At 72.6% G+C, this 23973-nt stretch carries 19 protein-coding genes and 1 pseudogene; 6 read left to right on the top strand and 14 right to left on the bottom strand.

From position 1 onward, the window contains the following. Position 1: 1 nt before the first annotated feature. The 6 genes from OG309_RS34375 to OG309_RS34400 form a co-directional block, all read right to left on the bottom strand. A complete protein-coding gene (locus tag OG309_RS34375) occupies positions 2-2767 on the bottom strand; it encodes a fumarate reductase/succinate dehydrogenase flavoprotein subunit (protein ID WP_329426986.1) in 2766 nt (921 codons plus the stop codon). Positions 2768-2838: 71 nt separating this feature from the next. Beyond that, positions 2839-3579, bottom strand: coding sequence for an ABC transporter ATP-binding protein (locus OG309_RS34380; protein WP_329426987.1), 741 nt, complete (start codon positions 3577-3579; stop codon positions 2839-2841). Then, positions 3576-4484, bottom strand: coding sequence for an ABC transporter permease (locus OG309_RS34385; RefSeq protein ID WP_329426988.1), 909 nt, complete (start codon positions 4482-4484; stop codon positions 3576-3578). The genes OG309_RS34380 and OG309_RS34385 overlap by 4 nt, the downstream gene beginning before the upstream one ends. Continuing rightward, complete coding sequence (locus OG309_RS34390; RefSeq protein WP_329426990.1) at positions 4481-5827, bottom strand: ABC transporter substrate-binding protein; 1347 nt, start codon at positions 5825-5827, stop codon at positions 4481-4483. Before OG309_RS34390 ends, OG309_RS34385 begins: the two co-directional genes overlap by 4 nt. A gap of 14 nt (positions 5828-5841) precedes the next feature. After that, a complete protein-coding gene (locus OG309_RS34395; protein WP_100109755.1) occupies positions 5842-6069 on the bottom strand; it encodes an indolepyruvate ferredoxin oxidoreductase subunit alpha in 228 nt (75 codons plus the stop codon). A gap of 181 nt (positions 6070-6250) precedes the next feature. Continuing rightward, the gene (locus tag OG309_RS34400) at positions 6251-7018 is read right to left on the bottom strand and encodes a GntR family transcriptional regulator (RefSeq protein WP_329426993.1); all 768 of its coding nucleotides are present in this window, start codon (positions 7016-7018) and stop codon (positions 6251-6253) included. A 142-nt stretch (positions 7019-7160) separates the two neighbouring features. Here OG309_RS34400 and OG309_RS34405 point away from each other — a divergent pair. Further along, positions 7161-7367: pseudogene (locus OG309_RS34405) on the top strand (MarR family transcriptional regulator); the annotation flags it as partial. A 49-nt stretch (positions 7368-7416) separates the two neighbouring features. On the opposite strand, the gene OG309_RS34410 reads toward OG309_RS34405, so the two are convergent. Next, positions 7417-8070 carry a DUF1326 domain-containing protein gene (locus OG309_RS34410; protein WP_329426995.1) on the bottom strand — a complete coding sequence of 218 codons (654 nt, stop codon included), beginning with the start codon at positions 8068-8070 and terminating at the stop codon, positions 7417-7419. Positions 8071-8296: 226 nt separating this feature from the next. On the opposite strand from OG309_RS34410, the gene OG309_RS34415 reads away from it, so the two are divergent. Further along, positions 8297-9109: a DUF2182 domain-containing protein gene (locus tag OG309_RS34415; protein ID WP_329426997.1), complete on the top strand. Its 813-nt coding sequence runs from the start codon at positions 8297-8299 to the stop codon at positions 9107-9109. 307 nt (positions 9110-9416) lie between these two features. On the opposite strand, the gene OG309_RS34420 is transcribed toward OG309_RS34415, so the two are convergent. Together OG309_RS34420 and OG309_RS34425 are read right to left on the bottom strand one after the other, a co-directional pair. Then, on the bottom strand, positions 9417-9560 hold the full coding sequence (locus OG309_RS34420; protein WP_329426999.1) for a hypothetical protein: 144 nt from the start codon (positions 9558-9560) through the stop codon (positions 9417-9419). A 159-nt stretch (positions 9561-9719) separates the two neighbouring features. Then, on the bottom strand, positions 9720-10673 hold the full coding sequence (locus tag OG309_RS34425) for a helix-turn-helix domain-containing protein (RefSeq protein ID WP_329427001.1): 954 nt from the start codon (positions 10671-10673) through the stop codon (positions 9720-9722). A gap of 91 nt (positions 10674-10764) precedes the next feature. On the opposite strand from OG309_RS34425, the gene OG309_RS34430 reads away from it, so the two are divergent. The 3 genes from OG309_RS34430 (at position 10765) to pntB (ending at position 18235) form a co-directional block, all read left to right on the top strand. Then, positions 10765-14988 carry a S8 family serine peptidase gene (locus tag OG309_RS34430; RefSeq protein ID WP_329427003.1) on the top strand — a complete coding sequence of 1408 codons (4224 nt, stop codon included), beginning with the start codon at positions 10765-10767 and terminating at the stop codon, positions 14986-14988. Positions 14989-15294: 306 nt separating this feature from the next. Then, on the top strand, positions 15295-16815 hold the full coding sequence (locus tag OG309_RS34435) for a Re/Si-specific NAD(P)(+) transhydrogenase subunit alpha (RefSeq protein WP_329427005.1): 1521 nt from the start codon (positions 15295-15297) through the stop codon (positions 16813-16815). A gap of 1 nt (position 16816) precedes the next feature. After that, complete coding sequence (gene pntB / locus OG309_RS34440) at positions 16817-18235, top strand: Re/Si-specific NAD(P)(+) transhydrogenase subunit beta (protein ID WP_329427007.1); 1419 nt, start codon at positions 16817-16819, stop codon at positions 18233-18235. Between the two features lie 171 nt (positions 18236-18406). Here the strand turns inward: pntB and OG309_RS34445 are convergent, their stop codons facing one another. The 5 genes from OG309_RS34445 to OG309_RS34465 all read right to left on the bottom strand — a co-directional run bounded on the left by OG309_RS34445 (position 18407) and on the right by OG309_RS34465 (position 22913). Then, on the bottom strand, positions 18407-19297 hold the full coding sequence (locus OG309_RS34445) for a glycosyltransferase family 2 protein (RefSeq protein WP_329427009.1): 891 nt from the start codon (positions 19295-19297) through the stop codon (positions 18407-18409). A gap of 26 nt (positions 19298-19323) precedes the next feature. Beyond that, a complete protein-coding gene (locus OG309_RS34450; RefSeq protein ID WP_329427011.1) occupies positions 19324-20064 on the bottom strand; it encodes a hypothetical protein in 741 nt (246 codons plus the stop codon). Then, positions 20061-20729, bottom strand: coding sequence for a 2OG-Fe(II) oxygenase (locus OG309_RS34455; RefSeq protein WP_329427013.1), 669 nt, complete (start codon positions 20727-20729; stop codon positions 20061-20063). Before OG309_RS34455 ends, OG309_RS34450 begins: the two co-directional genes overlap by 4 nt. A 545-nt stretch (positions 20730-21274) precedes the next feature. Then, positions 21275-21745 (bottom strand): GNAT family N-acetyltransferase, encoded by a 471-nt coding sequence (locus tag OG309_RS34460; protein ID WP_329428696.1) that lies wholly within the window; start codon positions 21743-21745, stop codon positions 21275-21277. A 349-nt stretch (positions 21746-22094) separates the two neighbouring features. Then, positions 22095-22913 (bottom strand): acyl-CoA dehydrogenase, encoded by an 819-nt coding sequence (locus OG309_RS34465; RefSeq protein ID WP_329427015.1) that lies wholly within the window; start codon positions 22911-22913, stop codon positions 22095-22097. On the opposite strand from OG309_RS34465, the gene OG309_RS34470 reads away from it, so the two are divergent. Next, the gene (locus OG309_RS34470; RefSeq protein WP_329427017.1) at positions 22873-23925 is read left to right on the top strand and encodes a serine hydrolase domain-containing protein; all 1053 of its coding nucleotides are present in this window, start codon (positions 22873-22875) and stop codon (positions 23923-23925) included. The two genes, OG309_RS34465 and OG309_RS34470, sit on opposite strands and share 41 nt — an antisense overlap. Positions 23926-23973 lie beyond the last annotated feature (48 nt).

A 23973-nucleotide genomic window follows, 5' to 3' on the forward strand; every position in this document is an offset into this window, starting at 1 on the left:
GTCACGCGGTCGCGCGGGACGCGTAGGCGCGGACGTCGGCGTCCGGGTCGTGGGCGGCTGCCGCGAGGGCCGTCCGGGCATCGGGGTCGGCGCCGTGCTCCAGGAGGGACAGGACGGCGGCCTTGCGGACGTCCGCGTCGGGGTCGGCCAGGGCGCGCGCGAGGGCCGTCACGGCCTCGGTGACCGGGGCCGCCCGCAGAGCGCTCGCGGCACCCGCCCTGACCTGCCAGGCCGGATCGGCCAGGGCGGCCGCGGCCCGCGCCGCGAACGGCTGCGGGCAGCCGGTCAGGGCCAGCGCGCCCCATGCCGCGCCCCTGACGAGCGGGTCCGGGTCGTCCAGCAGTCGGTCGAGCGTCGCCGGATCCGGGGCGTTCACGGCCGCGAGACCACGGGCCACCGCGACCCGCACCTCACGGGCCGGGTCGTCCGCGGCCACCGCCAGTTCGTCGACCGCGTCCACGGACACCAGGGCCCGCACGGCGGTCACGCGCACCTCGATGTCGGCGTCGGCCAGCGCGGCCGCGTAGGTCACGGCATCGCCCAGCCGCAAGGCGCGCGACACGTCGAGCGCCGCCGCTCGGACGCCCGGGTCGGCGACGGCCGACGCAGCCTTGAGCGCGGTGCCCAACTCGGGTGCGGCGGGCAGCACTTCGACGAGCTCGCGCAGCACCGCCGCGGCGGCGGACCGGACCACCGGTGCGGTGTCCAGCAGCCGAGCGGCGAGGACGGGCCCGGCGCCGGCCGGCGCCGTCTCGCCGAGGGCGGCCACGGCCGCCGCCCGTACCGCCGGATCGGCGTCGGTGAGGTACGGACGGAACTTCTCCAGCCCGGCGGACTCCTCGGTGAGGGAGAGGAGGCGGAGCAGGGCCGGGCTGGGTGCGGCGCCCCCTGCCGGGGCCGAGTCGGCCGCCTTCTCGGCGGGACCGGCGGGACCGGCGGTCGGGCGGGCGGCGAGCGCCGTCGTCGAGGCGGCGGGGGCGGCGTCCTTCGGCCCCGCCGTGGCGACCGGCACCAGGGCGACCTCGCCCAGTCGCCGCTCGGGCCCGGGCTCCGGCGCGAACCCCGGCACCGGCACCACGTACGGCTCCACCGGCCGCGCGGTGAACTCCATCGCCCCCGAGGCGGACTTGCGCAGGTCGAGGTGGTGCAGCCAGCCCGCGTCGTCCCGACCCGGGTGGTCCAGCCGCTCGTGGTACAGGCCCCACCGCGACTCGGTCCTGGCCAGGGAGGCCCGGGCGGCCATCTCCGCGCAGTCCCTGATGAAGGAGACCTCGGCGCACCGCATCAGCTCGTGCGGCGTGCGCGCCCCCATCCCGTCGATCTCCGCCGACATCCGCGTGAACGCCTCGACAGCCAGGGACAGCTTCGCCCCGGTCTTCGGCGGTGCCACGTAGTCGTTGACGAACCGGCGCAGCTTGTACTCGACCTGCGGCTGCGGCGGTCCGTCGGGATGGCGCAGCGGCCGGTAGACGAGCTCATGGGCGGCGGCGAGTTGGTCCGCGGGCAACTCGCCCTCGAACGCGCGGTACCGGGCCGCGTCCTCACCGGCCAGATCACCGAAGACGAACGCGCCGATCATGTAGTTGTGCGGGACGCAGGCCAGGTCGCCCGCCGCGTACAGCCGGGGCACCGTCGTACGGGCGTGGGCGTCCACGCGTACCCCGGAGGCGGAGTGTCCGCCGCACAGCCCGATCTCCGAGATGTGCATCTCGATGTCGTGGGTGCGGTAGTCATGGCCGCGGTTCGCGTGGAACGTGCCGCGGGTGGGCCGTTCCGTCGTGTGCAGGATCGACTCGACGGCGCCGACGGTCTCCTCCGGCAGATGGCTGAGCTTGAGGTACACCGGCCCCCGGTCGGAGGCGAGTTCGGCGGCGAACTCGGACATCATCCGGCCCGACCAGTAGTCCGACTCGACGAAGCGCTCGCCGTGCCGGTTCACCTGGTACCCGCCGAACGGGTTCGCGACGTACGCGCACGCCGGCCCGTTGTAGTCCTTGATCAGCGGGTTGATCTGGAAGCACTCGATCCCGGTGAGCGCGGCCCCCGCGTGGTAGGCCATGGCGTAGCCGTCGCCGGCGTTGGTGGGGTTCTCGTACGTGCCGTACAGATAGCCCGAGGCAGGCAGGCCGAGCCGGCCGCACGGACCGGTGGCCAGGATCACCGCGCCCGCCCGGACGACCACGAAGTCGCCCGTACGGGTGTGGAATCCCGCCGCGCCTATCGCCCGTCCGTCGTCCGGGTGCGTGAGCACCCGCACCGGCATGACCCGGTTCTCGATCCGGATCCGCTCGCGCATCTCCCGCCGCCGCAGCTGCCGGTAGAGCACCTTCTTGACGTCCTTGCCCTCCGGCATCGGCAGTACGTACGAGCCGGAGCGGTGCACCTGGCGGACCGCGTACTCGCCGTGCTCGTCCTTCTCGAACTTCACCCCGTACGACTCCAGGCGCTGGACCATCCCGAAGCCCCGGGTCGCGGTCTGCCGGACGGTGGACTGGTCGACGACGCCGTCGTTGGCGCGGGTGATCTCGGCGACGTAGTCGTCGGGTTCCGCCCGGCCCGGGATGACCGCGTTGTTGACCCCGTCCATTCCCATGGCCAGGGCGCCGGAGTGACGGACGTGCGCCTTCTCCAGGAGCAGCACGGACGCGCCGTTTCCGGCGGCGGTCAGCGCGGCCATCGTGCCCGCGGTACCGCCGCCGATGACCAGCACGTCGCAGGAGAGTTCGGTGGCGTCGGCGAGCGCGGGGATGGCCGGAGGGGTGTCCACGGGGGTGCCTTTCGGGGGAGAGGTGGGGAGCGGAGACTCGGATGGGTCTCGGGACGGCCCCTGGGCGGATTTCACAGGGACGCGAGGATGCGGCGGCGCGCCTCTGTGGTGCCGGGGGCCGTGCGGGCGTCGCGATCGCGCGGGTGCGGGACGTCCAGCACCCGCCCGGAGCCGAGTCGGAGGACCCGGTCGCCGAGGTGCAGGGCCTCGTCCACGTCGTGGGTGACGAAGACGACGGTGGCACCGGTACCGCGCAGGATGTCGACCAGCAGGTCCTGCATCCCGGCCCGGGTGTGCGCGTCCAGCGCACCGAAGGGCTCGTCCATCAGGACCGCACGGGGGCTGCCGACCAGGGCGCGGGCCAGCTGGACCCGTTGGCGCTGGCCGCCGGACAGCTGGTGCGGCAGCTTGTGGGCGTGGTCTGCGAGGCCGACCCGGTCCAGCCAGTCGGCCGCCGAGCGCCGCCGCTCGGCACGAGGGACCCGGCGGATCGCGAGCGGCAGCTCCACGTTGGCGCGGACGGTCCGCCAGGGCAGCAGCGCGTCGTGCTGGAACACCAGGGCCCGGTCGGCGGACGGCCGGTCGATCGGCTCCCCGTCCTGGCTGACCCTTCCCTCCCGTGGGGGCAGCAGCCCCGCGAGGGTGCGCAGCAGCGTCGACTTGCCGCAGCCGGAGGGTCCGACCACGGCCAGGAGCTCGCCGGGCGGGATGCCCAGCGTCACGGTGCCCGGAACGGTGGCGCCGTCCGGGTGGCCGAGCCGCACGGCGTCCAGGGTGAGTTCGGCGCCGGCGGCCGCGGGTGCGTGTGTCATGGAACCGGCTCCTTGCGGGGAACGGCGGTGGGGTGCGCGGTGTCGGCGAGGGCGTCGTGGGCGGGGGTCTCAGGGGTCGTACGGGCCGTCGGTGCGGCCCGGCGGAGCAGTGCGCGCGAGGCGTCGGCTCCGCCACCCGCCGTCGGACGGGGCAGCCACGACGTCGCGCGACGGCCCAGGGACTCCACCGCCGTCGACGTGAGCCAACCGAGGCCGCCGATGGTGGCCATGCCGACGAACATTCCCGGATAGTCGACGACCGTGTAGTCCTGCCAGGTCCGGTAGCCGACCCCGTACTCGCCGGAGATCATCTCCGCGGAGATCACGCAGATCCACGCGACGCCGACGCCCACCGACAGCCCGCCGAAGACGCCCGGGAGGGCTCCCGGCAGCACCACCGAGCGCAGCACCCGCAGCCGGCCGCCGCCCATGGTGAGCACGGCCTCTTCCCAGGCCGGAGTGAGCGCCCGGACCGCGTGCCGGGTCGACACCAGAACGGGGAAGAAGGCGGCGGTGAGGGTGATGAAGACGATGCCCTGCTCGTTGGTGGGCAGCAGCAGGATGGCGACCGGGACCAGGGCGATGGCCGGCACGGGCCGTACCACCTCGACCAGGGGGCCCAGCAGGTCGGCGGCGAGCCGGGAGCGGGCGACGGCCGTGCCGGCCGCCACCCCCAGGACCGCGGCCAGCAGGAAGCCCGCCGCGATCCGTCCCAGGCTGTGCCCCAGGTCCTGCCAGTACGTCGCGGTACCGACGCGGTCGGCGAAGGCCGAGGCCACCTCGACGACGGTCGGGAACTGCTCGAACCGCAGCCACAGGTTGACGTCCAGCGAGGTCAGCAGGTGCCAGATCAGGAGGGCCGCGGCGAGCGAGCCGGCGCGGACCAGACGGCGGCCCGCGCTCATGACGCGAGCCGAACGGCGTCCGGATAGCCCACGACCCGGGCTCCGGGATGCCCGGAGACGTACGTCCGCGCGTTGGCCGGGGTGACGAAGGCCCGCAGCCGCCGGCCGTCCGCGACCCACACCGCCTTGTCGGCGAACCACAGGGTGCCGGTCAGCGCGTCCGGCACGTAGGCGGCTCTCACGTCGGCGCCCTTGGCGGCCTTCAGGAGTTCCTCGGGAGTGTCGAAGGAACGCGTGGTGGCCTGCCCCTTGAGCCACAGCTCAGGCTTGACCGTGGTCGTCTTCGGGTACGCCGGGCTCGACGCGGCCCGCTGGAGCGGAGCCGTGTCGACGAACGCGTCCACGTCGACGTCGCCGACCAGCTTGGCGGCCTTCAGCAGCGGCACGTCCTCCTTCAGAGCGGCGATCAGCTCCGGGCGGAGCCGCGGGTCGAAGGTGGAGATGCCGTTCGCACCGTTGTAGAGGTAGACGACCTCGGCGGGAAGTCCGGTGGCCTTCGCCACCGATTCGGCCGCCGCGACGGGCTGGGTGCGCAGGTGGTCGGTGGCCCGGCGCTGCGCCGTGAGGAAGTCGTCGAGGATCCCGGGGCGTCGTTCGGCGAACTTCTGCCGCACGGTGACCCCGTGGAAGGTCGGCAGATCGAGCACCGCACCGTCGTACAGGGCTTCGGCCCGGCCCTCGAAGGCCAGCAGGCCCGGCCACGCGACGAACTGGGACAGCGCGTCGACACTGCCGGCGGTCAGCGCCGACGCGCCCACGCTGGGCTGCTGGTTGAGCTTCCGGACGTCCTTCTGCGGGTCGATGCCGGCCCGCTCCAGCGCCCGCACGAGGGTCCCGTCGGCGGCCGAGCCGACACTGGTGGACACCTTCCTGCCGCGCAGGTCGGCCAGCGACTTCAGGGGCGAACCGGGGGCGGTCACCACGGTGTTGAGGCCGCCGCGCAGGTTGTAGCCGGTGACCGCGACCAGCCGGGTCGGCTGCCCCAGTTGCTTCCCGCGGGCCGCGTTGATGAGCAGGGGGAAGTCGCCCATCGACCCGATGTCGATCTTCCCGGCCGTCATCTGGGCGGTGATCGGCGCACCGGTCGCGTAGTCCTGCCACACGACCTTGTACGAGACGCCGTCCTTCTTCCCGCGCGCCGCGAGCTCCTCCTCGAAGTAGCCGAGGGAGCGCAGCAGTGTGCCGGCGGTGACGGTGTTGATGGTCTTCGACTGGTAGCCGACGGTCACCGTGACCGTCTTCCCGTCGTCGCTGTCGGCGCCTGCCGTGCCGCCGCAGGAGACGGCGAGGGGAAGCAGTGCGGTGGCCAGGAGCGGGAGCAGGGGAACTCTCTTGCGGGGCATGGAAGGCCGGCCTTTCAGCGGAGCAGATAGGGCATGTTGACGGTGACCGCACCGGTGGGACAGCGCGCCGCACACGGGCCGCAGTACCAGCACTCGTCCACGTGCATGTACGCCTTGCCGTCGTCCTCGCGGATGGCGAGCGAGTCGAGCGGACACATGTCGACGCAGAGCGTGCAGCCGTCGATGCACTTGGACTCGTCGATGGTCACGGGCACGTCCGTGCGCTGTGGAACAAGAGGCATGACTGTCTCCAAGACCCGAAGGGGCGGGAACGAGAAAGAAGGGGGGAAGGGAGATGGCGGAATGCGGAATGCGGAATGCGGAATGCCGAGCTGGGAGCTGGGAGCTGGGAGCTGGGAGCCGGGAGCCGGGAGCCGGGAGCCGGGAGCCAGAAGTCGGGAGCCCGGGGCCGGCTCCCTCGCGTCACGGTGACCGGCGCAGCACGCCGCTCATGGTGATGCGGTCGCCGCGGAACCGGATGAACTCCAGATCCACCGGGCGCCCGCCGGGCAGACAGGTCAGCCGCTCCAGCAGCAGCACGGCCGCGCCGCGCGGGGCCTGGAGCACCGCGGCGGAGTGCGCGTCGGCCGTGACCGCCTCCAGGGTGATCTCGGCATGCCCCAGCGGACCGCCGGTGAGCGCTTCCAGGAGCCGGAACACATCCGTGTTCTCCAGGTCGCAGCCGAGCAGTTCACCGCCCACGTCCATGGGCAGGTAGGACAGGTCCAAGGACAGCGGAAGTCCATTCAGGCGGCGCAGCCGCTCGATACAGAGCACGTCGCTGTGATCGGGCAGCCCGAGTCGGTGCGCCACCGGGCCCGGGGCGGAGACGGGGCCGACGGTACGGACCTCGTTGGTGACCCGGCCGTGCTCGTGCAGGGTCTCGGCCAGGCCCTGGAGGCGGTCCAGGCCGTGGGGGTACTTCTCGCACACCACCACGGTGCCGACGCCGGGCTGCCGCTCGACGAGCTGTTCGCCGCGCAGCAGGTCCAGGGCCTGTCGCACGGTGTTGCGGCTGGCCCGGTAGTCCGCGGCGATGACGTCTTCGAGGGGGAGGACCCGCTGGGGGAAGACGCCGGCGAGGATCTGGTGGCGTAGCAGATCGGCGAGCTGTCGCGCCCGGTCCGCACGCAGTCGTCGACGGCGCGCGGCGGCGACCGGGCGGGCTGCGGGGGTGGGTTCGGCTGGCATGGCAGGGAACGTACCGGTGGAGTGCCGCCGATGGTGTTGCCGCAGTATTGCGCCACCTGACGCCTTGTGTGAACCCTTCTGACCTGGGATTTCTCCGGCCGAGTGGCAAGATCCGCCACAGCGGCGTCCACCACGTGGACGGCAGGACCTGATCGCGCGTCGGCCGCACCCCACGGACGCCCGCAAGTCGCTCGTCGAGCTGACGGGCGCCGGCCGGACCGCACTCGAAGCAGAGCGCGGCCGCAGGGCCGGCTGGCTCGCTCAGGCCATCGAGTCCGAACGCACGGCCGAGGAGCGGGCGTTGCCGGCACGGAGCGCGGTACTCCTGGAACGACTCGCCACCCGCTGACCCCTCGACGGGCCCAGGCCTCTCCGGTGGCCGTTCCGGAACGAGGCCGTCAGCCGGGGCCGGACCAGTCGAAGGTGATGGTCTTGCTGGACTTGCCGGTGCGGTTCCAGGTGAAGCCGAAGGCGTCGGCCTGGTCGGTGAGGGCGCGGCCCCAGGTGGCGAGCTGGCCGGGGCCGGTTTCGCAGCCGGGGAGGTTGGTCGACTGCACGCGGGCGCCGGCCGGGGTGGTCGGGCCGGTGAGTGCCTCGGCGCGGGCCTCGAGCCGCCCGGGGACGCTCGCCCGCCAGCTGGCCAGGTCCTCGTCGATCTCCACCTCGATGGGCGCGAAGTCCATGCCCCGCACCTCGAAGGCACCCATGCTGACCAGCTGCGCGGGCCAGCTGCCGGCCTGGCCGCTGAAGATCATCTGCAGGGCTTGGCGCTGCCCGTCGTCGGCCCGCTCGTCGAAGATGAACGCCGCGTACGAGTCCGAGTGCTCGGCCCACACATTGCCGACGAAGACGCCGAGCATCACCATGTTCAGCCCGTCCAGTCGGACGTCGCCGTAGGTGCCCTCGCGTATGTGCCACACCAGGATGCCTTCGCAGTCGCCGGTGGTCGGCGGCTGGGCGAACGAGCACGGGCACGGAATGTCGCACTTGCACACGTCGAACCAGTCACCCGCCAGACGCCAGGCCGGCACGGTCACTGCCGCCTGTGTCATCGCGCTCACTCCTCCCACAACCATGCAGGTCCGCGGGTCGCGGGAGGGAGCAGAAGGGTCGGGCCCGGATCCGCGTTCCTTCGTCCGGCCGCGCCCGGCGACCGGAACGGGGCGATTCCTTTCCTCACCTCCATGGTGCGCCCGGGCCGCCGGGGCGGCCAGTGGCGAGAGCGGTTGCCGTGCTCGGGATCCGTGCTGTGCTGGAAGGATCCGATGGGAGTGCGTCATGCGTACGGTTCGGCGGCCGGACAGGACCGACCACCCGCTGCGGGCGGGAGTGCTGCTGCCGGTCCGGGACCTCGCCGTGGCCTGGGCGCTGATCGTCCTGATCGCGGCCCTGGCCTGGGTGCTCACCGTGGACCAGGCCCGGGGCATGGGGGTCGGGCCCGGCACGATGGGGATGGCGCTGCCGCTGTTCCTCCTGCTGTGGCTGGCGATGATGGCGGCGATGATGCTGCCCTCCGTCGCCCCCGTCGCGGTGACCTGGGCCAAGGGGATCGCCCGCCAGTCCAGCGGAGCCGGGCGGGCGCTGCGCACCACCGAGTTCGTCTCCGGCTACCTGGTGGTGTGGACGGCGTTCGGCCTCCTCGCGTACGGCGGGCTGGCGCTCACTGGCGCCCTGGTCGATCGTGACCCGGACGTCGGGAAGTGGATCGGGGCGGCCGCCTTCGCACTGGCCGGGCTGTACCAGCTGGGCCCGCTCAAGGACATCTGCCTCCGGCACTGCCGCAGCCCCATGGCCCAGCTGATGCGGTACGCCGCGTACCGGCCGCGGCTGCGCGACCTGCGGGTGGGGCTGCACCACGGCGCGTACTGCGTCGGCTGCTGCTGGGCGCTGATGGGCGTCCTGATCCCGCTCGGTGTCATGAACGTCGCGGCGATGGCGGGGGTGGCGGCGCTGATCTTCCTGGAGAAGCTCTGGTCCCGGGGGCCACAGCTGGCCCGGCTGGCCGGCGTCGCGTTCCTGGTGCTGGCCGTGTTGGCGCTCTTCCAGGACTGGCTGCTGCCGGGCCTGCGGAGTTCGATGACGCCGATGTGAGGTCCTGCTGCATCAGGGGCGGCCCCCTTCCGCAGTCGTCTCCTCCGCCGTGCGGGCGCGGATCCGACCGGTTGCCGCCCGCCTCGACGGCCGCCGATGTTCCCGGGAGGCCCAGCGCCGGACGCGGTCGGGGTCGAGGGGAGTGCCGTGGCCGACGTGGAGGCTCGTGGGGTTGAGGGCGAGCATCTTCCGCAGGCTGGCGAGGTTGAGCACGGGGTCGTCGTGGAAGGGCGGATTGGCCGGCCGCGGACGGGACCGAAGAAGGAGTTGGCGCTCAGGTCGCCCGCGACGAGGTCGCCTCCGACGGTCAGGACGGAGACCGATCCGGCGGTGTGCCCGGGGGCATGATGCGTGCCGTGATCCCGAAGTCCTCCAGGTCGGTCTCGCCGGTCACGAGCACGTCGGGTCCGAACGGTTCGACCTGCGCGTGGAGGTCCTCGTTCCTGGCCATGAGGCGGCCCATCGGGCCGGTGGGCAGATAGGGCTCGCGGACCCGGCCGGTGCGGTACGGACCGAGGGGCCCGTACCCGTCCGGCGGCGACCGCCTTCGCCGGGGCGCCCGCCGCCGAACCGGCCGACGCCCCGCGCTCGGTAGCCGACCGGTGACGGGTCAGATCCAGCCGCGGCGTGCGGCGACGACGCCGGCCTGGAAGCGGTTCACCGCGCCCAGGAGTTCGTGGAGGCGGCTCATGCGCCGGCGCATGGTGCGGACCGACCAGCCGAGCTGGCGGGCTATGGCCTCGTCCTTGAGGCCGCTGACCAGCAGGGTGAGCATCAGACGGTCCTCCTCACCGAGCGGGTCCTCTGCGGGTACGTCGAGGGGCAGGGCCTGCTTCCAGCACAGTTCCCAGTAGTCGGTCAGGGCGTCCAGCAGGGTGGAGGGGCGGATGACCGCGGCGCGCACGCCGTCGAGGTCCAGGGAGAGCGGCATCAGCGCCAGCCGGCGGTCCGCGATGGCCAGTTTGATCCGCAGGCCCGGCATCACCCGGGCCTGCTCGCCCCGGCGCACGAGTCCGCGGATGTCCTCGAGCACCCCCGGCCACTCCAGCGCCTCGGGGGCGTAGACCGCGCGGTAGCGCACGCCTCGCCCCAGCGCCGCGCTCTCCACCGGGTTGGAGGTGGTCAGCGCGTACGGCGGCCGGTCCAGTGTCCTGACGTCCGCGTCCGCCTCCTGCTGGAGGCGGACGAACCAACGGCCGAGCGCCTCCCGGCCGGTGACGATCTCCACCTCCTCCTCCCCGGCGGTGCCGGCCTGGGCCGCCGCGAAGAGGCGGGACAGCTCACCCGCCGCCGAACGGACCCGGTCCAACTCCGCGGTCCTGGCCCGTACGAGGGATTCGACCGCGGCGCCCGGCTCGATCGCCGCGTACCGGCGACGGACGCCCGCGAGCCGCCCGACCAGGCCGTGGTCGTGCAGCCGGTCCAGCGCTCTGGCGGCGCGGAGAAGGGAGCAGCCGAGGTCGGCGGCGAGCTCGGTCGGGGCTGCCGTACGCCGGGTCAACACGGCCCGGTAGACGCTCTCGTCGAACGGGTCGATGCCTGCCGCGGTGAGCTCGTTCGTCATATGCGGATCCTGGCCCACTTGTGCCAGGTGCAGCAATGGGCCGTCAGGATCCGTTGTACGGAGAGTGACTTCGGCGCTAGGACTTCTTCCCATGGCCAAGAACCCACGTAGAAGCCGACGCCTGGTCGCCGCCACGGTCACCACCGTCGCGCTGGCCGGGACCCTCACCGCGGCACCCGGCACCGCGACCGCGAAGTCACCGGACCCGAACCAGCGGGTCATCGTCGAGCTGTCCGGGGACGCCGCCGTCGCAGCCGCCCCCGACGGCTCGCTCACCTCGCTGTCCGCCGGCACCACCTCCGCCGTCGGCGACGCCCGACGGGCCCTGGCGGAACGGCAGGACGCCTTCGTCAGAACGGTGCGGAACGCCGGACTGCACCCCGGCTCCCCCCGCAAGCTGGCTCTGCTCGTCAACGCCGTGGCGATGACGGTGCCCGCCTCCGAGGCGGCGCGGCTCGCCGCGCTGCCGGGCGTCAGCGCCGTCCGGCCCGACACCCGGATACAGGTGCGCACGGACACCAGCGTCCCGCTGACCGGCGCTCCCGAGGTCTGGAAGCGCGAGGACCCGGCCGGGGTGAAGGCCACCGGCAAGGGCACCGTCGTGGCGGTCCTGGACAGCGGCGTGGATTACGGCCATCCCGACCTGGGCGGCGGCTTCGGCAAGGGCCACAAGGTCGTCGGCGGCTTCGACTTCGCCAACGGTGACGACGACCCGATGGACGACAACGGTCACGGCACCCACGTCGCGGGCATCATCGCGGGCAAGGCGGCCAGGAAGGGAGGGACCACCGGCATGGCGCCCGACGCGCGCCTGCTGGCCTACAAGGTCATCGGCGCCGACGGCAGCGGCTACACCTCCGACATCATCGCCGGCATCGAGGCGGCGGCCGACCCGGCCAACCCCTACCCGGCCGACGTCATCAACATGAGCCTCGGCGGCCCCGGTGACGGCACCGACCCGCTGGGCCGCGCGGCGACCGCGGCCGTACGGGCCGGAGTGGTCGTCGTCGCGGCGGCGGGCAACGAGGGACCCGGCAGCGGCACCGTCGGCACTCCGGCGTCGGCCGACGGCGTCATCGCGGTCGGCGCCTCCACCAGCGGGCTGCGGATACCCAGCGCGTACCTGGCGGGCAAGGAGCCCGAACTGATCCAGACGTACCGAGGCGTCCTGTCCGCGAACCCGCCCGCGAAGCCGGTCACCGCGCCGCTCGTGGACGTCGGTGCGGGCACCGCCGAGGACTGGAAGCGGGTCGGTGACGTACGGGGCAAGATCCTTCGGGCCGACATCCTCGTCGCGCCCGCCACGGACGTCCTGAGCCAGAGCGACATCGACTGGGCGCGCGAAGCCGAGAAGCGCGGCGCGCTCGCCGTGCTCGGCGGCCTCCCGTCCCACGCCGGACCCGTGCTCGCCGCCACCCCGGGAACGGTCGAGGCCCGGGAGACCCCGGCCCGTCCCGACCTCACGAGGACCGCGGCCTCCGGCGACTCGTTGCGCATGGACCGCCTGGTCGTCATGGGCATCGACACGACCCAGTACGCCCAGCTGAGCCGTGAACTGGCCGCCGGGAAGGTGTCCGTCACCCTGAGCGGCACCGACTCCACCGACGCCATCGCCTCGTTCTCGTCGCGCGGACCCGGCACCGGCTTCGGCCTCAAGCCCGACCTGGTCGCACCCGGCGTGGAGATCCGCTCCACGATCCCGACCTCGATGTACGAACCCGGTGTCTACCGCATGTCGGGCACCTCGATGGCGAGCCCGCACGTCGCCGGAGCCGCCGCCCTGCTGCGCCAACTGCGCCCGGACCAGGACCCCGACGGGGTGCGGTCCGCACTGGTCGGCACCGCGAAGCAGCTCGCCGGCACCGGCCTCACCGTCCAGGGCAACGGACGGCTCGACGTGGCCGCCGCGGCGTCGGCCACCCTCGGCGCCTCCCCGACGAGCGTGTCGTTCGGCCTCGCCGACCTGGCGGACAGGACCGTCGGCGGCACCGCGAAGGTACGGCTGGCCAACCCCGACGGCCGACCGCTGACCGTCGACCTCACCAGCACCGGGCCCACCACCGTGTCTCCCCGGCGGGTCACCGTCCCCGCCCGGGGGTCGGCAACCGTCGACGTCACCCTGCGGGCGGACCGCCCGGCCACCGACACGGAGATCAGCGGCCGGATCACGGCCACCCCGCCGCGCGGCCCGGCCCTCCGGGTGCCGTACCTGCTCGTCGTCCGGCACCTGGTCGTCCAGGCGTCCCCCGACCCGAGCGACGGCCGCTCCACCGTGCACGTCGCCGCCCCGGCCGCCCTGGACGCGCCGCCGGAGATCACGGTGACGCCGCCGCACGGCAAGGCCTTCACGCTGCCCACCACCATGAACGGCGCCGGCTACTACCAGGCCGACGTGACCGGGAAGGCGGCCGGCGCCTACCGGTTGGCCGTGCGGGCCACGACCACCGACGGCCGTAGGATCACCGGAACCGGCGCCTTCGAGGTCACCCCCGCCGCCGGCCGCGGCGACCGCTGGGAGCCCATCGGCCCGAACAGCGAGGCCGGTCACGTCGCGCTCTCGCCCGCCCGGCCGAGGCAGGCCGTCGTGACCCAGTTCCGGAAGGCCGCCCCCTGGCTGACCACCGACGGCGGCGCCCACTGGCGCCAGGTGGGCAGGCTGCCGATCGCCGACGGCAACGGAACCGGAGCGGTCGTGGTCGACGCCCACCGCCCCGATCGCTGGTGGTACGCCGTGAACAGGGCCGCCGACCCCACCCGTCGTGGCACGATCCTGCGTACCGACGACAACGGCCGCACCTGGCGCAAGCTCGACGTGCCCGACGCGCACATCGACGCGTTCGTCGCGGACGAGCAGACCCGCACCCTCGCCGCGGTGGTCGACGGCACGCTGCTGGTCAGCACGGACGCGGGCGACAGCTGGGCGACGTACCCCACCGGCGTGAGGGGTGACGTCCGCGACGCCACCCTCGTCGGCGACACCCTCTACCTGGCGACCTTCGACAGCGTCTGGCGGATCGACGGCGTCGGCAGGGGCGACCCCGGTACGGCGCACCTCGTCCTCGACGAGCGGGTGAGCACCCTCCGCGGCATGGCGGCCGACTCCACCGTGGTGGCGGCCTACGTCCCCGGGACGGGCGTCCGCGGCTCCTACGACAAGGGCCGCACCTGGACCACGCTGCTGCCTCTGGCGGCGGGCGGCGACGGACTGTCCGCCTCCGGCGGCGACCTGTACCTGCGCGCGCTGTTCGGCGCCGGGCAGGTGAGCCGCGACCACGGCAGGACCTGGAAGCCCATGCCCGCCCCCTCGAAGGCCGCCATCGCGATGGACTACGACCGCTGGGCCGACGGATCGGTGACCGTGTCCAGCGAACAGGACGGCCTGTACCGCGGCTCGGCCGACGGCACCGGCTACCGGAGGATCGGCGTGCAGGGCCTGACCACCTTCGCCCTCGCGGCCGCCGGCGACCAGCTGCTCGCCGGAACGGTGAGCGGCACCTACCGCACCGCGATCCCCGTCGCCGGCCCCGAGTGGGGCCAGTCCGGGGCGGAGGGCAGGACCGGTCGCCTCACCTCGCACATCGCCGTCTCGCCCAAGGACACCAAGGTGGTGTGGCAGGTCCGGCGCACCGCGACCGGCCTCTTCGAGGTCTCCCGCAGCGGTGACGCCGGCCGGACCTGGCAGGTGAAGGGCACGTCGTCGGAGATACCGACCTCGATCCTGGTCCACCCCGCCGACCCGGACCGGGTGGCGATCAGCTTCCGGAGCATCTTCGGCGACGGACTGTTCTCCACGTCCGACGGCGGCAGGACGTGGAAGAACCTCTTCCACGAGAGGTCCTTCGACGCCCTGGCCGGTGACCCGCGCGACCCGCGACGCCTCTGGCTCGGCAACGCCTCGGGCCTCTACCGCTCGGACGACGGCGGCGTCACCAAGACCAAGGTCGCCGAGGGCCCCGTCTCCGCGATCGCGACGGACGGCCGACGCCTGGTCGTCGGCGGTTCGTCCGTCCGGGTCAGTACCGATGACGGCAGGACCTTCCGCACCGCCGACACCGGCCCGCTCGCGGTCCACGTCGCGGACCTGCTGAGGGTCGGCGGAGCGCTCTACGCGGCCACCACCGGCTCGACCGCGTCCGGACTCGTCCAGGGCGGCCGGGGCGTACTGCGCAGCACCGACAACGGCCTCACCTGGGAGAACGTTTCGAGCGGTCTGCAGAACACCGACACCACGAAGCTGGCCGCCGCTCCCGACGGGCGCACGCTCTACGTCGGCACGGTCGACGGCGGCGTCCACCGCCTGAAGCTACGCCGCTGACCCACCCCGCACCTCACGCGTGTGACCGTACGACCGACGCGCCCCCCTTGACCGGCGCGAACGCATGACCGCGGCGATCGCCGACCGGACCCGGAAGCACCGGGTCCGGTCGGCGATCGTGCGCGTGGCCGGCGGGACTCGAGTGCGAGGCGCCGTCGAGTGTTGCATGTGCCTCACCGGTAGGTGCTGTTCAAGGGGAGCTCTCGACGGCCAAGCTGAGCGGCGTGCTCCGGATCATCGCGGGCACACCCCGATCGAGTCGAGAACACGCCGGTGTCGGCCAGAGCAGCGAACGGGAGAACACTCGTGATTGTCGGAGTCCTCAAGGAAGCGCGGGCAGGTGAGCATCGCGCGTCGGCAACGCCGGCCACGATCGAACAGATCCGCAGACTGGGGTACGACGTAGTCGTCGAATCGGGCGCGGGCGTCGCCGCCGGCTTCACCGACAGCGCCTACGAGGCCGCCGGTGCCACCGTCGGCGACGCGACGGCCGCGGACGTGGTGCTGGGCGTCAACGCCCCGACCCCGTCCCAGCTGGACCGGGTACGGCCGACGGCGACCGTGATCGCCCTGTTCGCCCCGGCCTTCGACCCGGCGATGGTCGAGGAGCTGGGCCGACGTCCCTTCACGGCGCTGTCGATGGACGCCGTGCCGCGCATCAGCCGCGCGCAGTCGATGGACGTGCTGTCGTCCATGGCGAACATCGCCGGCTACCGGGCCGTCATCGAGGCCGCGCACGAGTTCGGGCGCTTCTTCACCGGCCAGGTGACCGCGGCGGGCAAGGTGCCCCCGGCGAAGGTGCTCGTCGCGGGCGCCGGCGTCGCCGGCCTCGCGGCGATCGGCGCGTCGGGAGCGCTCGGTGCGATCGTGCGGGCGACCGACCCGCGACCGGAGGTGGCCGACCAGGTCCACTCGCTGGGCGGCGAGTACCTGTCGATCGCCTCCCCGGAGGTCGAGGTCTCGGCCACCGGCTACGCCAAGGAGATGGGCGACGACTACAAGGCGCGCGAGGTCGAGCTCTACGCCGCGCAGTGCCGCGAGGTCGACATCGTCATCACCACCGCACTGATCCCCGGTCGTCCCGCGCCGACACTGATCACCGCGGAGATGGTGGCGAGCATGAAGCCGGGATCGGTGATCGTCGACATGGCCGCCGCCAACGGCGGCAACGTCGTCGGCACCGAGAAGGGCGAGAAGGTCGTCACGGACAACGGTGTGACGATCATCGGCTACACCGACCTGGCGGGCCGCCTGTCGGCGCAGGCCTCGCAGCTCTACGGCACGAACCTGGTGAACCTGCTCAAGCTGATGACGCCGGACAAGGACGGCCGTCTGGTGCTGGACTGGGACGACCCGGTGCAGCGCTCGATCACCGTCGTACGCAAGGGTGAGCCGGCGTGGCCGCCTCCGCCGGTACAGGTGTCGGCGGCTCCCGCCGCCGGTCCCGCCGCGGCGCAGACGGCGCCGAAGAAGCCGTCGATGACGGCGAGGCGGAAGCTCGGCGGCGTGGCCCTCGGCGCCCTGGCGCTGTTCCTCACCGCCGGACTCGCCCCCGCGGCGATGCTGCCGCACGTGACGGTCTTCGTCCTCGCGATCGTGATCGGCTACTACGTGATCGGGCACGTCCACCACGCGCTGCACACACCGCTGATGTCGGTGACGAACGCGATCTCCGGCATCATCGTCGTCGGCGCGCTGCTGCAGATCGGCCACACGAGCACCGCGGTCACGGTGCTGTCGGTCGTCGCGATCCTTCTGGCCAGTATCAACGTCTTCGGCGGCTTCGCGGTGACGCGTCGCATGCTCGCCATGTTCAACCGGAGCTGACATGTCTGCGACCCTCGCCGCACAGTCGGCCTATCTTGTTGCCGCGCTGCTCTTCATCCTTGCGCTGGCAGGACTTTCCAAGCACGAGTCGGCACGGCTCGGCAACGCGTTCGGCATGCTCGGCATGGGCGTCGCGCTCGTCGCGACGGTCGTGCTCGCGGTGGACGGCGACGCCGGCACCGCCGGCCTCGGCCTGATGGCCGTGGCGATGCTCATCGGCGCGCTCATCGGTGTCCGGCGGGCCCGCGGCGTCGAGATGACCGGCATGCCCGAACTGATCGCGCTGCTGCACTCCTTCGTCGGCCTGGCCGCCGTACTGGTCAGCTGGAACGGCTTCCTGAACGTCGAGCACGACCCGGACGGCCACGAGGCCGAGGCCCTGGACGCGCTCGGCACCCTGGGAATCCACCACGCCGAGGTGTTCATCGGCCTGTTCATCGGCGCCGTGACCTTCACCGGCTCCATCGTGGCCTACCTCAAGCTCGCCGCCAGGATCGACTCCAAGCCGCTGACGCTGCGGGGCAAGAACGCCCTCAACCTCGGCGCGCTGCTCCTGTTCGTCGCCCTGACCGTGTGGTTCGTGATCACACCGGAGCTGGGGCTGCTGATCACCGTGACGGTCCTGGCGCTGGCCCTCGGCTGGCACCTGGTCGCCTCGATCGGCGGCGGCGACATGCCGGTCGTGGTCTCGATGCTCAACAGCTACTCCGGCTGGGCCGCGGCCGCCTCCGGCTTCCTGCTCGGCAACGACCTGCTGATCATCACCGGTGCGCTGGTCGGCTCCTCGGGTGCCTACCTGTCCGCCCTCATGTGCAAGGCCATGAACCGCTCGTTCCTCTCCGTCATCGCCGGCGGCTTCGGCATCGAGGCGCCCTCGACCTCGGACGTCGACTACGGGGAGCACGCGGAGATCACCCCGGAGGGCGCCGCCGAGCTGCTCGCGTCGGCCCGGTCGGTGGTCATCACGCCCGGCTACGGCATGGCCGTGGCCCAGGCGCAGTACCCGGTCGCCGAGCTCACCTCCAAGCTGCGCGCGAAGGGCGTCGACGTACGGTTCGGCATCCACCCGGTCGCCGGCCGCCTGCCCGGACACATGAACGTCCTGCTGGCCGAGGCCAAGGTGCCGTACGACATCGTCCTCGAAATGGACGAGATCAACGAGGACTTCGCCAAGACCGACGTGGTCCTCGTCATCGGCGCCAACGACACGGTCAACCCGGCCGGGGCCGAGGACCCCGCCAGCCCGCTCGCCGGCATGCCGGTCCTCACGGTCTGGGAGGCAGGCAAGGTCATCGTCTTCAAGCGCTCCATGGCCTCCGGGTACGCGGGCGTCCAGAACCCCCTGTTCTTCCGTGAGAACACCTCGATGCTCTTCGGTGACGCGAAGGCCAGGGTCGAGGACATCGTCGGCGCACTCTGACCCGCGGACGGGGACCGGGCGGGGAACACGCGGCGCGCCCGGCGGCGAACACGCCGGGCGCTCGTGATCGACTCGCGCCCCCGACCGGCTCCCCGCCCTCGGCCCGCGGCGCGCACGGGGGGCCACGGCGCGGCGCGCCCACGCGGCGGGGCGGCGTCCGCCGGACAGGCCTCACCTCCAGTCGCCGAACCTCTCGAAGAAGGCCTCGGCGGAGCGCACGCTCGCCGCCACGACGGCGTCCCGTTGCACCTCCCAGTCGCCGGCGAACGCCTCGACGAGCACCTCCGCCGCCCTGGGCGTACCGATCACCCTGCGCAGGCACTCCTCGCGGCGCGAGCCGTCGAAATGGACGAGGGCCACCCGTGCCACGTTGTACGCACGGCTCGCGGAGCTCAGACGGTAGGGCGGGTACGGGCGGAACCGGTGCTCCAGCCGTGCCGACGGGACCGCCAGCACGTCGATCCCGGCGCGCCACGCCCGCAGGCTGAAGTCGACGTCCTCGAGCCCCAGCTCGCGAAAGGCCCCGAAGCCGCCCAGCCGCTCGAACACCGCCCGCCGCACCGCCAGGCAGCCGCCCGGCGCGACGGGCACCGGGTACGGGGCGCCGTCCGGTCCCGGCGGCAGCCAGCGCACCCGAAGGTCGGCGTCGATCAGGCGGGCGCCGCAGCCCGGCGCCGTGCCGCCGAAGTCGCGCAGGGCGGGTGCGAGGACCGCATCGGGTCCGGCCGCCAGCGCAGCCCGCAGCCGGCCGAGGCAGTCCCGCTCCAGCCGGCAGTGCGCGTCCAGGAACAGCAGGTGGGTGCCCCGGGCGAGCCGGGCGCCCGCGTTGCGGGCCGCCGCGACGCCGCTGCGCGGGATGCGGTGGACCACGACCCCCCGCGCGCGCCACTCCTCCAGCTCCAGGGCGGCACAACTGCCGTCGGTGCCGCCGTCGTCGACGACGATGGTCTCGTCGGCGACGTCCGACCCGGCGAACACGGACCTCAGGGTCTCGTGCAGCTCCAGGCCCTCGTCCAGGCTCGCGATCACCAGCGAGACGGTCGTCGAGCGCCCGAGAGGCACCCGCCCCGCCCCGGACGCCGTGCGGGTCATTCCATCGGGGGGCCGGGCGTGCCGGGCGGAACTCCCCCGGGAGGAGACGTGGCGATCAGGTCGATCAGCCCCGGCAGCACGGCCGCGTACCGGATCGAGTCCTGCAGGTAGGCCGCGATCCCGGCGCTCAGCGCGAAGTGGTAGGAGTTCAGCCGGTCGAGCTCGCCGCCGTCCAGGGCGAGTGCCAGAAGGTCGCCGAGCCGCAGCCGGCCCAGGCTCAGCACGTCGAGCACCTTCTGCGGTGCGGCGGAGAACTCCAGGTAGTCGGCGAAGTCGGTGGACGACTGGAAGTCGGCCTCGGTGAAACCGGACTGCTGGAGCGCCCGCTCGAGAGCCCGGTCGCCCTGGCGGACCAGGTATCCGGCCGACGGCACGTTCGCCTCGCGCAGGTGCTCCAGCAGCTGCTTGGTCACGGCACCGACGAGGCCGATGTTGGTGGCGTTGCGCCGGTCCGTCAGGACAGGGGTGAGATGGGCCCGGTTCTCGCTGCCGATCATGGCGATGCCCACGGCCTCGACGGTCTGCGACCCGATGCCCTTGGGCGGCCAAGGCCGCTCCGTCGTGGCCAGCGCCAGCACCAGGCCGCCCCGGGACAACAGCGGTTCGAGGACCTCCGAGTAGAGGTACGGGTACCGGTTGCGACGGCAGAACGCGGCGAGTGCGGTCCGCGTCTCGACGTCGGGCTCCTTGGTCACCGCCATCCGGACCGACTCGTTCGTGGGGGAGTGGTGGGTCATCGTGGGCCTCCGAGAGCGGGGGAGTCTGCACGGGACATCCACCCCGCGACCGCGTACCGCGTGCCGTCGCGCACGTGGGCCACCTCGTGCATCAGGGAGGAGCGGAACAACAGCAGCATGCCGGGCTCGGGCACCACGACCACCCGGCGGTCGCGCAGGCCCGGGTCCGTCTCGTAGACGGTGAGCGCACCGCCGTCGAACGTCGGCAGGTCCTCGCCGCCGTCGCGCCCGTTGAGGTAGAGCAGCAGCGACCACCGGTGGGCGGCCAGCCGGGGCGGATCGTCCTTGTGGTTGGCCACGTCCCGGTGCGCGCGGAAGTAGCTGCCCTTCTCGTACGACATGAAGTACGGTCCGTACAGATAGTCCGCGTCCGAGTCGAACTCCGCGCGGTGGTCGCCGAAATAGGAGGCCATGCGCGCGCCGATGCGACGCTTGAAGTCCTCCGGGAAGTGATGGTCGAAACACAGGCGCAGCGACTCGTCCAGGATGGACTCACCCGCGCGCACGATCTGGGCCCTCTCCCGCCGCGCCTGCGCCATGGCCCGGATGACCTCGGCGCATTCGGCGACCGAAAGGAATCCGGGGGCCGACGCGATGTTCTGCGTCCTGAACTGGGGCTGCATGTCCTGGCGCCTCCCGGTCGCGTACGTCTCATGGGCCGGCACGAGACTCCTCCAGCCAAGCGCCGACCGGCATGCGCCGCACGCCGGACTAGCCCGACCGACGGGTACGCCCACCGATGGGCCGGCCGATGGCCCCGCCGCCCCGCCCCGGCCGGTGCCCCGTCGCCGAGGGAGGTCAGGGCGGCGCGGCACCGGGGGGCGACAACGACATGGACCTCACCGCCGGGGACACTTCGGCGGGAAGCGAGGTCCTCGGCTGGACGCCCTGCAGGTGCAAGAACAACCAGGTCTGGGATCTGCACGCCGACGACCAGAACATCCGGCGCATGGCCCCCATGGCACTCCACTCCCGGCACGTGTCCTACGACGCGCGGGACAAGACCGTCACCCTGATGGACGCGGTTGTCGACAACAAGGGCGCGCAGTGGCGCCCCGAAGCGGTCGGAGGCGTCGAACGACCTGGGCCAGCTCTGGAAGATCCCACTGAACAACCGGTAAGCACGGCGCACCCCTTCACGGCACGGTGCCTACCGAGCCGCGACCGCTCGACCGGGACCCCCTCGCGGGGAGGGGACCTCGGCGGGCGGTCAGCCCGCGACTGAACTGCGGCGCTCCAAAAGGATCACGTCGCGCCAGTTGCCGTGGTGCCGACCGATCCGCTCCCGAGTGCCGATGATCCGGAAGCCGGTGCGCTCGTGCAGGGCGAGGCTGGCGGTGTTCTCGGGGAAGATCCCCGACTGGATCGTCCAGATCCCGGCCGCCTCGGTGGATGCGACCAGGGCGTCCAGGAGGGCGCGGGCCACGCCGCGGCCACGGACGTCGGGGTGAACGTAGACGGAGTGCTCGACCACGCCCGCGTACGCGCACCGGTCGGAGACCGCGCTCGCCGCCACCCAGCCCAGCACCCGCCCGTCGTCGAGGGCGACGAAGCGGTGGCCGGGCAGCTTGGCCTCGTCGAACGCGGCCCACTCGGGCGCCTGGGTCTCGAAGGTGGCGTTGCCCTCGTCGATCCCCGCCTGGTAGATGCCCAGCACCTGCTCGGCATGCTCGTCCACCATCGCCTCGATCCGCACGCCGGTCACGCCGCCTTCGCGGGGCCGGCCGACAGAGGGCCCTCGTTCAGCGGGGGGCGGCAGGCCTCGACGAGGTCCGGCTCCCCGGGCGGCAGAACCTTCACGTTCGACATACGCCCATGTTGACATGCGTCGAACCAAGGCGTCCGGGTGGGGTGCGGGCCAGGTGGACGGCCAGGCCCGGCCTGTGTCGGGTCGACGCCTCGGAGCGGGCTCGGGTCCACGAGGACGCAGCGGGTGCCGGTGTAGATCGTCGGCATGCAGCGGTTTGCCGTGGACGCACAGGGACGTAGATGGTCATGCCGGAAGGTGCCTTCCTGGACCGGACGGTGGGTCAGTGGTTGAAGGCCAGGAGCTTGGCGATGCCGTTGCGCTGGATCTCGGAGGTGCCGGTGAGGACACGGAACATGCGGATCTTGCGGAAGAGGTACTCGATCTCACTGCCCTGGGTGAGTCCTTCCTTGCCGTGGATCTGCACGGCCTCGTCGAGGATGCGGAAGGCGGACTCGGCGACGAACAGCTCGCACATGAACGCCTCGGTGTGGACCTCGCGGCCCTCGTCCAGCGCCGCCAGCGCGTCGTACGTCATGGAGCGCGCGGCGTACAGCCCGGTGGCCATGTCGGCGACCTTGTGCTGGATCGCCTGGAGCATGAGCAGCGGCGCGCCCGCGACCTGCCGGGTCCGGGTCCGGTCGAGCGTCAGCTTGACGGCGCGGCGGGTGGCGCCGAGCACGGTGGGGCAGTGCAGGAGGCGGTTGGTGGTCACGCGGCCGAGCGCGACGCGCATGCCCTTGCCCTCCTCGCCGAGCAGGTTGGCGGCGGGGACGAAGCAGTCGTCCAGGACGATGTCGCTCTCGATGTGCTCGCCGGACATCGGGGTCGCTCCGTCCTCGACGCGGCAGCCGGGGCTGTCGAGGTCCACGAGGAACGCGGAGAACAGCGGCTTGTCGCCCTCCTCCTCACCGGTACCGGCCATGCGTGCGACGACGATCGAGAAGTCGGCGAAGGGGCCGGCCGAGGAGAACACCTTGTGTCCGGTGAGCCGGTAGCCGTCCCCGTCCGGCACGGCGACGGTGCGCATGGAGCGGACGTCGGAGCCCGCGTCGGTCTCGGTGAGGGAGAAGCAGCAGGCCCGCTCGCCGCGGATCAGCACGGCACCGAGCCGCACACCCCCGCACTTCAACGCCTCGGCGGCCAAGTCCTACATCGGCCTGATGGTGGCGACCCTGGCGCACCAGGGCCTCCTGGACCGGTCCGCCCCCGCATCCGCCCACGTTCCCGAACTCGCCGGTACGGCGTTCGGCGACGCCACGATCGAGGACCTGCTGCACATGGGCACCCAGGTCTGCTACGCGGGCAGGCCCTTCGACAAGGCGATCGAGGCCCAGCGGTACTTCGCCGTCATCGCCCCGCAGCTACGGCCGTACGGCTACAACGGCCCCACCACCATCCGCGAACACCTCCTGACCGCCCGCGCCACCGGCCGGCCGGGCACCGGGTTCCGCTACGAGAACGGCAACGTCGAGACGCTGGCCGAGGTCCTGCGCCGGGTCACGGGCCTGACCACCTCCGCGCTGCTCAGCGAGATGATCTGGTCGAAGATCGGTGCCGAGGAGGACGCCTACTACATCCTCGACGGCGACGGCGTCGAGGCAGCGTGCGGCGGCTTCAGCGCCACCGCGCGCGACGTCGCCCGGCTCGGCGAGATGCTGCGCTGCGGCGGCGCGATCGGCGACCGGCAGGTCGTTCCCGAGGGGGTGGCGACGACGATCACCAGCGGCGTCCCCGACGGCTATCCCCGGCGCGTACGCTTCCCGGCCGCACCGCCCGAGTCGCCGGCGACGCTCTCGTACCACGATCTGTGGTGGATCCCGAACGACCCGTACGGCTCCTACCTCGCCAGCGGCATCCACGGCCAGCGGCTCCTCGTCTCTCCCGGGCTCGACCTCGTCGCCGTCCACTTCGGAGCGCAGGTCATCTCCCCGGACGTGCCCGTCGCCCGCTCGTCCAGGCGTTCCTGCGGATCGGGACCCACCTCGCATCGACTCGGTGAACTTCCTGTGAATCAGGCAGCGGTGACAGCGGCCCTGCCGGGGATCCGGGCCTCGCCCTGCGGAGTGAGGCCCGGAACTCCCAGGAAGTTCCCAGAATCTCTCCGGAGGTGATCAGGACGGGCTGACAGCGTTCGGTGCCTGTTCCGATACGCCTCGACC

This window comes from Streptomyces sp. NBC_01268 (assembly GCF_036240795.1).
In the GTDB taxonomy this organism is placed as follows: Bacteria; Actinomycetota; Actinomycetes; order Streptomycetales; family Streptomycetaceae; genus Streptomyces.

Excerpts from the sequence above, each read along its gene's own strand:
- OG309_RS34390 (WP_329426990.1), bottom strand. The coding sequence starts at position 5,827 with ATGCCCCGCAAGAGAGTTCCCCTGCTCCCGCTCCTGGCCACCGCACTG.
- OG309_RS34460 (WP_329428696.1), bottom strand. The coding sequence starts at position 21,745 with ATGGTGGACGAGCATGCCGAGCAGGTGCTGGGCATCTACCAGGCGGGG.
- OG309_RS34425 (WP_329427001.1), bottom strand. The coding sequence starts at position 10,673 with ATGACGAACGAGCTCACCGCGGCAGGCATCGACCCGTTCGACGAGAGC.
- OG309_RS34430 (WP_329427003.1), top strand. The coding sequence starts at position 10,765 with ATGGCCAAGAACCCACGTAGAAGCCGACGCCTGGTCGCCGCCACGGTC.
- OG309_RS34420 (WP_329426999.1), bottom strand. The coding sequence starts at position 9,560 with ATGGCCAGGAACGAGGACCTCCACGCGCAGGTCGAACCGTTCGGACCC.
- OG309_RS34385 (WP_329426988.1), bottom strand. The coding sequence starts at position 4,484 with ATGAGCGCGGGCCGCCGTCTGGTCCGCGCCGGCTCGCTCGCCGCGGCC.
- OG309_RS34400 (WP_329426993.1), bottom strand. The coding sequence starts at position 7,018 with ATGCCAGCCGAACCCACCCCCGCAGCCCGCCCGGTCGCCGCCGCGCGC.
- OG309_RS34395 (WP_100109755.1), bottom strand. The coding sequence starts at position 6,069 with ATGCCTCTTGTTCCACAGCGCACGGACGTGCCCGTGACCATCGACGAG.
- OG309_RS34450 (WP_329427011.1), bottom strand. The coding sequence starts at position 20,064 with ATGACCCACCACTCCCCCACGAACGAGTCGGTCCGGATGGCGGTGACC.
- OG309_RS34415 (WP_329426997.1), top strand. The coding sequence starts at position 8,297 with ATGCGTACGGTTCGGCGGCCGGACAGGACCGACCACCCGCTGCGGGCG.
- pntB (WP_329427007.1), top strand. The coding sequence starts at position 16,817 with ATGTCTGCGACCCTCGCCGCACAGTCGGCCTATCTTGTTGCCGCGCTG.
- OG309_RS34380 (WP_329426987.1), bottom strand. The coding sequence starts at position 3,579 with ATGACACACGCACCCGCGGCCGCCGGCGCCGAACTCACCCTGGACGCC.
- OG309_RS34410 (WP_329426995.1), bottom strand. The coding sequence starts at position 8,070 with ATGACACAGGCGGCAGTGACCGTGCCGGCCTGGCGTCTGGCGGGTGAC.